The organism is Microbacterium sp. Root280D1 (genome assembly GCF_001428975.1).
Classification (GTDB): domain Bacteria; phylum Actinomycetota; class Actinomycetes; order Actinomycetales; family Microbacteriaceae; genus Microbacterium.
On sequence record NZ_LMJK01000001.1, the window covers coordinates 238,509 to 250,614 of the forward strand.

Sequence of the window (12,106 nt, forward strand, 5' to 3'; positions counted from 1 at the left end):
AGATGTCGAGAGTCTACGACCGCTCAGGGGTCGAGCGGCGGTATCACGCCGGACCGTACCCCGATTCGCCCAATTCACCGAGGATGCGGTTCAGATCCTGAATCGATGCGAAATCAATGATGACCTGGCCTTTTCGAGCGCCCAGCGACACCTTGACGCGAGTGTTGAGCCGATCGCCGAGGTTGCCGGCCACCTCGTCGAGGTATGCCCGTCGAGCGCCCGGAGTCGGCTTCGCCGTCCGGCCGGGTGCTGCCGGCTCCGTCTTCGCAGCGACCTCGGTCGCGCGCACCGACAGGTCCTCGTTCACGACCTTGTCGGCGAGACGCTGCATGGCCTCGGGTGAGTCCAGGCTGAGGATCGCGCGAGCGTGTCCAGCCGTCAGCACCCCCGCCGCCACACGCTGCTGCACGGGAACGGGGAGCTTGAGCAGACGGATCGTATTGCTGATCTGAGGGCGCGACCGACCGATCCGCGTGGCGAGCTCTTCCTGGGTGATCCCGAAGTCCTCGAGCAGCTGCTGGTATGCCGAGGCCTCTTCGAGCGGATTCAGCTCGGAGCGGTGCAGGTTCTCGAGCAGAGCATCGCGCAGGAGATCTTCGTCGGCAGTCTCGCGGACGATCGCCGGGATCTTCTCGAGGCCCGCCTCCCGCGCGGCGCGGGTGCGCCGCTCCCCCATGATCAGCTCATACTCGCCGTCGCTGTTCTTGCGAACGACCACCGGCTGCAGAACGCCGAACTCACGCACGCTGTGCACGAGCTCTGCGAGGTCCTCGGGATTGAAGTGCGTGCGCGGCTGACGCGGGTTCGGCACGATCTTCTGCGGATCGACCTCGACGAGGTGGATGCCGGGAACGACCTCGAGGTCGCCTTCTGCTGCGGGCTGGTCACTGGTCTGCTCCGTCGCCGGACGCAGGTTGGCTCCGGGGAAGAACACATCCACGGGACGCTCGGACTGATCAGCCGTCGGGATGAGGGCTCCGATGCCCCGACCCAGTCCAGTGCGCTTCGCCATCATTTCTCCTTGCTCTGCGTCGCCGTCCGCGACGCGATCTCGACAGCGGCCTCGCGATACGCGACGGCGCCGGCGGATTGCCCATCGTAGGCGATCACGGTCTGACCGAAACTCGGTGCCTCCGACACCCGCACGGAACGCGGGATGACGGTGTCGAGCACCTGTTCGGGGAAGTGTGTGCGGACCTCGTCCGCCACCTGCTGCGCGAGTCGCGTGCGTCCGTCGAACATCGTCAGCAGGATCGTGGAGAGGTGCAGTCCGGGATTCAGGTGCTTCTGGATCATCTGGATGCTGCCGAGCAGTTGACTCAGACCCTCGAGCGCGTAGTACTCGCACTGGATGGGGATGAAGACCTCGTTCGCCGCGGTGAAGGCGTTGATCGTGAGCAGCCCGAGCGACGGAGGGCAGTCGATGATGACGAAGTCCATACGGTTGTCGACGAGATACTCCTCGAGCGCCCGTCGCAGTCGATGCTCCCGTGCGACCTGCGCGACGATTTCGATCTCTGCGCCGGCGAGATGGATGGTGCTCGGTGCGCAGAAGAGGTTCTCGTCCTCGGGACTCTGCTGCACGATGTCAGCGAGCGGGGTGTCTTCGATCAGGACGTCATAGACGCTCGGAGTCTCGGCGTTGTGCGGCACTCCGAGCGCGGTCGAGGCGTTGCCCTGGGGGTCGAGATCGATCACAAGGACCCGTGCTCCGAGACCCGCGAGTGCAGAGGCGACATTGACGGCGCTCGTGGTCTTACCTACGCCGCCCTTCTGGTTGGAGACCGTCAGGATGCGGGTGTCTCCGGCGAAGTCGATGGACACGGTCTCGAGTGCTCTGCGTCGTGCGGAGAGGTCGGCGAGTTCCCGCGCGAGGGGCGTATCCATCCCGAAAGAGTCCTTCGGTGATGCCTTTTCGGGCTGTTTCACGTGAAACATCCACTCCTTTCGGGGCCGTGTTCCACTCTAATCGCTGCGGCAGACGTTGCCTTCTCGAATCCTTACTGAGTCGTGCAGGCCGGTGATAACTCGTCCGGACGTGCCGTTGCGGAGAGAGTGGCACTTTCGCCTTCTGGCCTGGGTGTTCATTGTGCCGTTGGACGTTCTGACGCACCGGAGATAGGGGTACACGCATGGAGGGACGACGTCCACGCACTGCACCATCTGTCGCGCCGGCGACAAGTTCGTGTCGGTCATTTCGTGGGCGTGAGGAGAGGGGAGGTCTCTGTGCTCGGCCCACACGGATGTCCTGCCCTCTGTGAAAGAGGCTGTCCAAGAGCGGCTTACGGGACTCGACGAGTCTCCGTCGCTGAGGCCCCTCGTTTCGGGGAGACCGACCGGTCGCACAGAACTCGTCAGCGTCCTTCACACCACTATCGCGTGGAACCGGATCCTCCCCCGGTGCGCCGAGGTCCGTGGTGACGGTCGACAGCCGCATGGTTTCACGTGAAACATCTGACGCACCTCGGCCTCGGTCAAGATCGTAGAAGCTGCTCGATCCGGTCGACAACGGCGGTCAGCGGTTGAGTTGCGTCGATCTCGCAGGTGGATGTCGCCCGCAGTAGCGGCTCCACGGTTTCGAGGTTCGTGCGAATCTCGTCTTGCTGCACCGTCGTCGAGCCGTAGGGATTCGAAGATCGCCGACGAACACGATCGAGCATCACCGAAATCGGCGCTGACAGGAGGACCACGTGGTCGAAGCGGTCGTAGAAGGCACCCTGATTCGACACCGTGCCAGACACGATGACTTCGGTGCTCTCCCCGAGTAGCGCACCCATCAAGACCTCGTCCCACAGTCCCGACTCGGTTGTCCATGGTCCATAATCGGTGTCGACGACGGAGTATCCCCGCTCCCCCAGTACCTGCAGCGCGCTGGACTTGCCGACGCCAGACATCCCAGTGATGAGCATGCGCACCATGCATTCACCATATCGATGTTTCACGTGGAACATCGCCGACGTGAGTGACAGGAGCGTTCTACCCGGACCGCGTGCAGGCGGACTAAAGTGCCTCCGCGTCCAGAGCTGCTCCGGCTAGCCGAGCGGTAGCAGGCCCCCACTCTTGCTTCGGGTTCTACGCTGGCTCCAGCCGGTGCATCACCGTGAGCGGCGAGGGGCTTCACTCCGCTGCGTAATCGCCTGCGCTCATTGCCTCAGGGTCGTCTCACCAGTGAACCTCACCCCCGAGGTCACCCACGCGTGAATCACCTAGTCGTCACAGACGCATCGCGCACGCCACGCACGGCTTCAGACAGCCCAGCCAAGTCGATTGACAAAGGGTAGCGCCGTGATCGCGTGAGACCGACCATTCGGGACGGAGCCCCACCCATCTCATCGCGACCTCAGCGGCGTTTCATGTGAAACATCTCCTCAGACGGGCACTAACGAAGTACGTCGTTCGCATGCTGCACAGCTATCAAGGATTGGGCCAAGGCGCGTCGACGGCCTCGGCTCTTCGCTGCAAGCATCGCTCTAGAGTCAGCTCGCCCACCTTGGGTCCAGTGAGGATCTAGTGCGTGGCGTCGATCCGCAAAGGAACCGCAGGCGCGAAACAACACTCGCGGTGTTTCACGTGAAACGTTCGTCCACAGAGTCCCGTCTGCTCTTCCCTTGCGTCATACTGACGGCAAGTCAGCACGAGCCAGGCCCACCGGCTGGCCACATTTGCCGAGCTCGGGTGGTGCACGGATCCGCCCCTGAACTGGGATTTATCCGAGAACCCCGCCCGCGACCGCCGCAACAGACCTCGGGGTGCACCTCGCTGGCATCCGCAGCAGGGGCATCAGCAGCGACCGCGTGCGTCCCATTGCGGGTAGCCCTCCAGAGCGCTGCTGCTCGGGCTCTCGGTGCGATACCGAGCCTCGCGCCAGCTCACGAGTTCTGTCGTGCAAACCGGGGACCGCCGCTTCTCGGGCCAAGAATCCCCGCACCTTCGAGACGCCCGATGACTCGTCACATCAATGAGCTAGCGACTGTCTCGCGAGCGGGGCTTCGCAAACTACTCACTGGGATCGTGACGCGATCACTAGTCTTTGAAACCGTCCACCCGACCGTGTACGGGCACCCAGCAACGACGCGCCACTAGCGCGCCCTCAATCGCCCACGTCGCGGCCGGCCCCGAGACCCTCCCCCTGTTCCTGCTATCGCGCGGTCGCGATCATCCGAAGCCATCACGACCCGCCGCTCGATGTTTCACGTGAAACACTTGTGCCTGCCGCATAGCGCGACGCGGTCGGTCCGAGGAGAGATGTCCATTCGTGCCAGGAAGGCTTCTCGCTCACTCAAGACATGCTGCGAAGAACCCCGGTGAGACTGAGCAGGGTGTTGCCAGGTCACCCTGTCGTCCGGATGTTGTCAGCGGCAGCGGGTCATAGCTGCTGCCTGACAGGTTCCGCCGCGATGCCCCCGAGTGAAAGTTCCAGTTATGTTCGGCGCCCCACCACGCCTGGAGCAGACGGTCCCGCTCCTCGGCGCCATGATCTGGTTGTCAGCTCGCAACGCTCCCCCGGCGGATGGTGTGGACCGGGATGACACCCGTAGCCACGCCAAGGGCACCGCGATCCGTTCCGTGGCAGCGACACAACGATTGTTTCACGTGAAACATACGACTCCCGGGTGGACCGGCTCGCCTGTTCACAAGCTCTGAGTGCCGCACGTGGGTTCCACCACGCGCGGACCTCACTCAGTAGTCAGAACGCCCAACAGACGGCACACGGCACACGGCACACGGCGGAGTAGCGCAGGCCAGATCACGAGAGCGCAGATCAGAACAGGAGAGATCACTGCAGACCGCACGGTGTAGTGCAGTCCAGGGCAGTTCAGTGAGGTGAAGTCTGCTGCTGTGAAGTGACGTAGGTTGAAAAGCAGAGATTCGGACCACGGCGCTACGAAGAGGGGTGGCTCGCAGCACCGCTCACCAGCACGGCGACGAGCATCGCAGCGCGCACCATCCGTCCGCAGTGCCTCGAAGTACGGCTGAGTGGCACAGATCAGACCAGCGAGCGCAACGCCCTCGTGACCCGGACCACCGCAAGTTGTCGGCGGAATCCCTTCACACCACCTCGGCCCGCCTCGGCTTGCCCCCGCATGGCAGTCGTCCACCCATGTTTCACGTGAAACATGGTTAGGACCCCCGCTCCTTCCCCGAGGGGCGAACACTCTCGCTTACGAGCACACGGGGACAGACCCATTCCGGATTCCGACACCGGACACGTCTGCGGTGAAGCCTGATCTGTCGTGCCACACGCCCACGTTCCGTTACCACCGACCGTGATCCCGGGACAGTCTTTGACGGCGAGGGCAGAGTGCCGGCGGCTATCCGGCACTGCTGACCGTATCCAGCAGCGCTTGAGTGCCTCGTCACGTCGCAACGGAGCTCCCACACAGGTGCACGACCAGGGTCGGAAGAAAACCCTTCTCATCAGCCATAAACTCGAATCGTGGCACGATCGTCGAGGGACTCTATCGGCCTCGCGCGGTGACCAGGTCTGGCTCAACCGGACGAGCCCCGACAATAGATCTCATATGCTGCAGAGGCAGATCACAACAGTGCCTGGCCCATGACCACCGTGCGTGGCAAAGTCACCCACCACCTGCGACCTAGCACGCGGGTACACATCTCGAACGTGGAATGTGCGCCCATCCTCGACGAGGCTCAGGTTCCTGAACCGCGGCATCGACCCGTCAGCGGACGACTGCCCTCACCACGCGGGTCGTCTCGGGCAGTACGTTCTCGCCGAGAGTCTCGACGCGGACGTCCGACAGGCGGAACTTCTTGATCTGCTTCTGCGCTGCTTCGATCTCGTTGGCGGCATTCATTCCCTTGAGAAGGGTGAGTTCGCCTCCATCGCGCACGAGCGGCGCGGTGAGCGGGATCAGCGTCTTCAGAGCACTCACCGCACGAGCTGTCACGACGTCGAAGCTCGCAGGAGTCACCTCCTCGGCACGCGCGCGCAGAACTTCGACATTCGTGAGCTTCAGCTCGGCGACCTGATCGTTCAGCCAGATCACCCGGCGCTCCATCGGCTCGACGAGCGTCCAGTGCACATCGGGTCGCGCGATCGCGAGGACGATACCGGGCAGCCCCGCACCCGAACCGATGTCCGCGACCGAACCGTGGAACAACGGGGCGGCGATGACACTGTTCAAGATGTGCCGGGACCACAAACGCGGGAGCTCGAGAGGACCGATGAGTCCTCGCTCCTCGCCATGCTGCGCGAGAGCCGCCGTGAACTGCCGGGCCAACTCGATCCGATCGCCGAAAAGATCGACCGCCACCGACGGTTCGATCTCCAGGTCACTCACGACAGCATCCCGCTGGCCTGACGTCGCATGTGAAACGTCAACGACGACGCAGAACAGTGTGGCGGTCGGCACCCTCGCCGTAGGACTCGGACACGAGACCCTGATCAGCCGCGATGTCGTGCACCAGCTTGCGCTCATAGCTGGACATGGCGGGCAGCGACGCCTGGGTCGCTCCATCGTCGAGCTTGGCTGCGGCGGCGTTCACGAGCGTCTCGAGCTGACGGCGGCGCGCATCGCGCGATCCGCCCACATCGAGGATCAATCGCGAGAACGAACCCGTTTTGCTCTGGACCGCAAGACGCGTGAGCTCCTGAAGCGCCTGCACCGTGTCGGGTGCAGACAGGAGCGCCAGTCCGTCTCCCTCAGCCTCGACCGAGACATATGCGCGGCCCTGCCGCACGTCGAGGTTGAGGTCCCCATCGATGTCGGCGATGTCGAGCAGCTCTTCGAGGTAGTCAGCGGCGACGTCGCCCTCGTTCTCGAGTTCTGCGACCGTGGGCTCCACGGTCTCGGTCACGTTGTCGGTCGTCACGAACCGCTCCCCTTCTTCTTCGAACGCTTCTTGCCCACCGGCTGCTGACGCTTGGGGGCCTGCGCCTTCGCGCGCTCCGCCTCTTCGAGCAGACGCTGCTGCTCTGCTTCGTATGCCGCCATCGGGACGACCTTGCCCGAGGCGTCGATCGCCTTGCCCTTGCGAGCAAGACGCTCTTCACGAGCCTTCGCCGCCTCAGATCCGGGAGTCGGCATCTCACGGATGACGAGGAACTGCTGTCCCATGGTCCAGAGGTTCGAGATGAACCAGTAGACGACCACGCCGAGCGGGAAGAAGATGCCCGAGAAGATGAAGCCGAGAGGCAGCACGTAGAGCATGATCTTCTGCATCTGGTACGCCTGGCCGGTCTTGGCTTCGGGCGACAGGTTCTTCGAGATGATCTGCAGCTGCGTGAAGAACTGCGACGCGATCATGAGCACGACGAGCGTGACCAGGATGATGATCGCTGTGGTGTTCCCCGCGTCGACCGCGTTCCCCAGCGTCTCGTGCAGCGATGCGACACCGAAGAGCTCGGCGTTGTAGAACTGCTCGGTGAGCTCGGCGTTCAGCAGACCGACGCCTCCGACACCCAGGTTGTGGTGCTTCGAGACGTCGCTCAGAACGCTGAACAGCGAGAAGAAGATGGGCATCTGCACAAGAAGCGGAAGACAGCTCGACATCGGCGTCGTGCCGTGCTTCTTGTAGAGCGCCATGGTCTCGCGGCTCATGGCCTCGCGAGAGAGCTGATCCTTCTTACCCCGGTACTTCTCCTGAACTTTTCGCAGCTCAGGAGCAATTTCCATCATCTTTCGCTGGCTCTTGATCTGCTTCACGAAGAGCGGGATCAGGGCAGCACGGACCACGATCACGAGACCGACGATCGACAGCACCCAGGTCAGACCGGATGCGGCAGGAAGACCGACGGCCGTGAACAGCCAGTGCCAGGCGACGAGCACGAGCTCGACGACCCACTTGAGGGGCCAGAGGATGGTTCCGATCAGATCGAAGCCGCCGGAGGCAGGCTCCGGCGAGGGTGTTGCGCTGGCGAGCAGAAGGTCAAGACCCACCGATCAATCCTTTCGGGCAGGGACGACGAAACCGTGAGCGGTCAGGTCATAACGGAAGTGTTCGTGCGGACGGACGTCATCGACGCCGCCGTGGCTCCAGGGATTGCAACGAACGATGCGCCACGCCGAGAGCGCCGCTCCCCGCACTGCGCCGTGCTGTTGCACCGCACCTACAGCGTAAGCGGAACAAGATGGGTAATAGGCGCAGACATCTCCATACATCGGGGAGATCACCTTGCGGTACCCGGCGAGGAACCCCAGGACGAGATTCCGCGGGATCAGCGGGATGCTGCGGATCGCGTCACCGGCATGAAGGTGAGCGGAGCCGATCGAGGATGCCGGAAGAGCGGTCATGGCCGCTGCCCGAGACGATCCAGGCACCGGTTCACGTCCGCACTCAGCTCGGCGTAGGTCGCGGTCGCGGATGCAGGAAGGGCACGGATGACGACATCCGTGCCCTCGGGGACCCGCGTCAGCGCGTCCGCACACACGGCTTTGAGTCGCCGGCGCACGGTGTTGCGCACCACAGCGGTGCCCACCTGCTTGCTGATGATGAATCCGAACCTCGCGGCTCTGCTCTCGCCCGTCGTCAGCATCGAGGTGACGACCTTGGCTCCGCCACAACGGGATCCGCGTCGAACGACCAGTCGATAGTCGCTCCCGCGGGTCACACGATACGGGCGGGCGAGCACAGCGATCTACGCGGAGAGCTCGGTGCGGCCCTTCGCGCGACGAGCCGAAAGGATCGCGCGGCCGGCGCGGGTACGCATACGAAGACGGAAGCCGTGCTTCTTGGCGCGACGACGGTTGTTGGGCTGGAAGGTGCGCTTGCTCATGGAATCACTCCGGGAATGCTGCCACCGGGATCATTTTGACCGGAGACATAGGGATCTGCCGTTCAGGCATAAGTCAACCGATTAAGGGTACGTCTTGACGGCGCGCAGAGCAAATCTGCGCGCTTCGACCACCAGCTCAGGCACGATCCGCACAGCTATTATCCACAACCCTGCGGCATGCACGTATGAGCAACACGCGCGCGGATTCCCGTAGGCAGGTTGCCGTTCCCAGCCGTGGTGACTACCGTGGCATCCGAAGTTATCCACAGGCGGGCCGCGTCATCCAGACGGCCCGTCGTCCCCTCAGCACGGAGCGTCATGTCATCACCTGCCCAGCCCGACGTTCCGATCTGGACCACGGTGCAGGAGCTCCTCGAGGCGGACGACCGAGTCACTCCTCAGCTCCAGGGATTCCTCAGCCTCGCGGTTCCGGCCGGCGTGATGGCGGCCACCCTCTATCTCGAGGTCCCGAACGATCTCACCGCCGCGCAGATCAACAAGAGGCTGAGGCTTCCGATCATGGAGGCCCTCTCCCACATCGGCGACGAGGTGACGTCGTACCGCGTGGTCGTGAATCATGAGCTCGCCGAGCAGCCGACGGCGCCCATCGCGGTCGCCGACTACGGCCGCCAGGAGCAGATCCGCGTCGAATCCCCGATGGAGCAGCCGACGCAGCTGCGGCACGAGTCCCGTCTGAACCCGAAGTACACCTTCGACAACTTCGTCATCGGGCAGTCCAACCGGTTCGCCCATGCCGCTGCCGTCGCCGTCGCCGAAGCGCCGGCCAAGGCATACAACCCGCTCTTCATCTACGGCGACTCGGGCCTCGGCAAGACGCACCTGCTGCACGCGATCGGCGACTACGCCCAATCCCTCTATGCAGGGGTCAAGGTCCGGTACGTCTCCAGCGAGGAGTTCACGAACGATTTCATCAACTCGATCGCGAACAACCGAGGTGCAGCCTTCCAGGCCCGCTACCGCGATGTGGACATCCTCCTGATCGACGACATCCAGTTCCTACAGGGTCGCGCGGAGACCCAGGAGGCGTTCTTCCACACCTTCAACACGCTGCACGACCACAACAAACAGGTCGTCATCACGAGCGACGTCGCGCCGAAGCATCTCACCGGCTTCGAGGATCGCATGCGCAGTCGGTTCGAATGGGGCCTGATCACCGACGTGCAGGCGCCCGACCTCGAGACGCGCATCGCGATCCTCCGCAAGAAGGCGCAGAGCGAGGCGCTTCATATTCCCGACGAGGTACTCGAGTACATCGCCACCGTGGTGTCGTCGAACATCCGTGAACTCGAGGGTGCGCTGATCCGCGTCTCCGCATTCGCCAGCCTGAACCGTTCGGCCCTCGACATCTCGCTCGCCCAGACGGTGCTCCGCGACATCATCGACACGGCAGAGGACAACATCATCTCGCCGACCGACATCATCACTGCGACCGCGCAGTACTTCAAGCTGACGGTCGACGACCTGTACGGCTCCAGCAGGTCTCAGCAGATAGCCACATCGCGCCAGATCGCGATGTACCTGTGCCGCGAGCGGACGAGTCTGTCCCTGCCGAAGATCGGCCAGCTGTTCGGCAACCGCGATCACACCACCGTCATGTACGCCTACAAGAAGATCAGCGAGCTCATGAAGGAGCGCCGTTCGATCTACAACCAGGTGACCGAGATCACCACGCAGCTCGGTCGACGCTGAGTCCACGTCGCCTCGAAAAAGGGGGTCGTAGCTTCCGATAGGAGGCTACGACCCCCTTTGCGTGCGTGTGAGCGGCATACGACGGAGCAGATCGATGCCAGTTTGCACATGTGGATAACTTGTGGATGACTCGCCTGCAGGTCGGGACGAATGTGTGTGAAACCGTCGAACCTGTGGATAACTGTGGGAGACGGTTCGACCCGACGGATGCCGTCCACCCGCGGATTCCTCAGGGATTCCACAACTGACAACCGTGTAGTTCCCTACTCGCGTCTGCTTTCCACCGAGTTATCCACAGTATCCACAGGTGTTAACACCGTTAAGGAGTTAATTCAATTCAGGGGCGATCCGATCACCAGAGGGTGGGGGAAAGTCCGACAGGCCCGAGCTTTGATCCGGTCGTAGGGATAGTCCCGAGTTGGGGGCTAGCATGGGAAGCCCTGCACTGGCAGGACCGATGACGACACGTCTCAGAACGACGACAAGGGAGCACCCGTGAGGTTTCAGGTCAACCGCGATGTCTTCAGCGAGGCCGTGTCGTTCGTGGTCAAGCTGCTTCCGCAGCGCAACCCGCAGCCGATCCTCGCCGGCGTCCTGATCGAGGCAGACGGCTCCGGTCTCACGCTCTCGGCGTTCGACTACGAGGCATCCGCGCGCACGACAATCGAAGCCACCGTCGACACACCGGGCACGATCCTGGTGCACGGTCGACTGCTCTCCGACATCGCCAGCCGCCTTCCCAACGCGCCGATCGAGATCGCCGTCGAGGACGACGGCAGCATCACGGTCACCTGCGGCTCGGCGCGGTTCACCCTCGCAGCCATGCCGGTCGAGGAATATCCGTCGATCCCCGAGGTGTCCGGTTCCTCCGGCGTCGTGCCCGCCGACGATTTCGGCACCGCGATCAGCCAGGTGGGTTTCGCCGCCTCGCGCGACGACGTCACCCCGGTCCTGACCGGAGTGCAGCTCGAGGTCTCCGGCCAGACGCTCAGCCTCGTGGCCACCGACCGCTACCGCGTCTCCCTCCGTGACGTGCCGTGGGACGGTGAAGCGGTCGAAGCCAGCGCACTGGTGCCCGCACGCACTCTTCTCGAGGTCGGAAAGACCTTCGGTCATGCAGGCACCATCCAGATCGCGTTCTCGGGAGCGGGCGACCGCGAGATCATCGCGTTCACGGCCGGCAACAAGACGGTCACTTCACTGCTGATCAAGGGAAACTTCCCTCCGGTCCGCCGTCTCTTCCCGGAGCAGACCGAGCACTATGCGGTCGTGAACACCGCAGACCTCGTCGAGGCCGTGCGCCGTGTGTCGCTCGTGCTCGACCGAGCAGCTCCGCTGCGCTTCACGTTCACGTCCGACAGCGTGACGATGGATGCGTCGGGCAGTGAGCATGCGCGTGCATCCGAGTCCGTCGACGCGATCCTCTCGGGTGGCGACGACGTCACGCTCGGCCTCAACCCGCAGTACCTCATCGAGGCGCTCGGCGCGGTCAAGAGCGAGTTCGTCCGCGTCACCTTCACGTCGAGCGACAACGCGAACAAGCTCAGCCCCGTGCTGATCACGAGCCAGACCTCGGTCGACCAGGCCGGTCTGGATTCGTTCAAGTACCTGCTGCAGCCGAACCTGCTGCTTCGCTGATCCTGCGACGGGCGCGCTCCG

11 protein-coding genes are annotated in these 12,106 nt (G+C 63.5%); 2 read left to right on the forward strand and 9 right to left on the reverse strand.

Features of this window, described 5'->3' with window-relative positions:
- Nucleotides 1-43 precede the first annotated feature (43 nt).
- From ASE34_RS01245 to rpmH, 9 genes are all read right to left on the reverse strand, one after another.
- On the reverse strand, nt 44-1,012 hold the full coding sequence (locus ASE34_RS01245; protein WP_082586457.1) for a ParB/RepB/Spo0J family partition protein: 969 nt from the start codon (nt 1,010-1,012) through the stop codon (nt 44-46).
- Nucleotides 1,012-1,887 (reverse strand): ParA family protein, encoded by an 876-nt coding sequence (locus ASE34_RS01250; protein ID WP_321163929.1) that lies wholly within the window; start codon nt 1,885-1,887, stop codon nt 1,012-1,014. The genes ASE34_RS01245 and ASE34_RS01250 overlap by 1 nt, the downstream gene beginning before the upstream one ends.
- 587 nt (nt 1,888-2,474) lie before the next feature.
- Entirely contained in the window at nt 2,475-2,918 is a 444-nt protein-coding gene (locus ASE34_RS01255; RefSeq protein ID WP_056275676.1) for an AAA family ATPase, read from the reverse strand.
- A gap of 2,763 nt (nt 2,919-5,681) precedes the next feature.
- Nucleotides 5,682-6,302: a 16S rRNA (guanine(527)-N(7))-methyltransferase RsmG gene (gene rsmG, locus ASE34_RS01260; RefSeq protein WP_056275678.1), complete on the reverse strand. Its 621-nt coding sequence runs from the start codon at nt 6,300-6,302 to the stop codon at nt 5,682-5,684.
- 37 nt (nt 6,303-6,339) lie between these two features.
- On the reverse strand, nt 6,340-6,834 hold the full coding sequence (locus ASE34_RS01265; protein WP_056275682.1) for a protein jag: 495 nt from the start codon (nt 6,832-6,834) through the stop codon (nt 6,340-6,342).
- The gene (yidC, locus tag ASE34_RS01270; RefSeq protein ID WP_056275685.1) at nt 6,831-7,901 is read right to left on the reverse strand and encodes a membrane protein insertase YidC; all 1,071 of its coding nucleotides are present in this window, start codon (nt 7,899-7,901) and stop codon (nt 6,831-6,833) included. The genes ASE34_RS01265 and yidC overlap by 4 nt, the downstream gene beginning before the upstream one ends.
- Nucleotides 7,902-7,904: 3 nt before the next feature.
- Nucleotides 7,905-8,255, reverse strand: a complete 351-nt coding sequence (gene yidD, locus ASE34_RS01275; RefSeq protein WP_056275688.1) for a membrane protein insertion efficiency factor YidD — start codon at nt 8,253-8,255, stop codon at nt 7,905-7,907.
- Nucleotides 8,252-8,593, reverse strand: coding sequence for a ribonuclease P protein component (rnpA, locus tag ASE34_RS01280; RefSeq protein ID WP_072592158.1), 342 nt, complete (start codon nt 8,591-8,593; stop codon nt 8,252-8,254). The genes yidD and rnpA overlap by 4 nt, the downstream gene beginning before the upstream one ends.
- Before the next feature lie 6 nt (nt 8,594-8,599).
- Entirely contained in the window at nt 8,600-8,737 is a 138-nt protein-coding gene (rpmH, locus tag ASE34_RS01285; protein ID WP_022889115.1) for a 50S ribosomal protein L34, read from the reverse strand.
- A gap of 318 nt (nt 8,738-9,055) precedes the next feature.
- On the opposite strand from rpmH, the gene dnaA reads away from it, so the two are divergent.
- Both dnaA and dnaN read left to right on the forward strand, forming a co-directional pair.
- Nucleotides 9,056-10,447 carry a chromosomal replication initiator protein DnaA gene (dnaA, locus tag ASE34_RS01290; protein ID WP_053098239.1) on the forward strand — a complete coding sequence of 464 codons (1,392 nt, stop codon included), beginning with the start codon at nt 9,056-9,058 and terminating at the stop codon, nt 10,445-10,447.
- A gap of 495 nt (nt 10,448-10,942) precedes the next feature.
- Nucleotides 10,943-12,085: a DNA polymerase III subunit beta gene (gene dnaN / locus ASE34_RS01295; RefSeq protein WP_053098240.1), complete on the forward strand. Its 1,143-nt coding sequence runs from the start codon at nt 10,943-10,945 to the stop codon at nt 12,083-12,085.
- Nucleotides 12,086-12,106 lie beyond the last annotated feature (21 nt).

What these genes read in the sequence shown, in the direction of transcription:
- ASE34_RS01255 (WP_056275676.1), bottom strand. Translation starts at nt 2,918, where the DNA reads ATGGTGCGCATGCTCATCACTGGGATGTCTGGCGTCGGCAAGTCCAGC.
- dnaA (WP_053098239.1), top strand. Translation starts at nt 9,056, where the DNA reads ATGTCATCACCTGCCCAGCCCGACGTTCCGATCTGGACCACGGTGCAG.
- ASE34_RS01245 (WP_082586457.1), bottom strand. Translation starts at nt 1,012, where the DNA reads ATGGCGAAGCGCACTGGACTGGGTCGGGGCATCGGAGCCCTCATCCCG.
- yidD (WP_056275688.1), bottom strand. Translation starts at nt 8,255, where the DNA reads ATGACCGCTCTTCCGGCATCCTCGATCGGCTCCGCTCACCTTCATGCC.
- rpmH (WP_022889115.1), bottom strand. Translation starts at nt 8,737, where the DNA reads ATGAGCAAGCGCACCTTCCAGCCCAACAACCGTCGTCGCGCCAAGAAG.
- ASE34_RS01250 (WP_321163929.1), bottom strand. Translation starts at nt 1,887, where the DNA reads ATGGATACGCCCCTCGCGCGGGAACTCGCCGACCTCTCCGCACGACGC.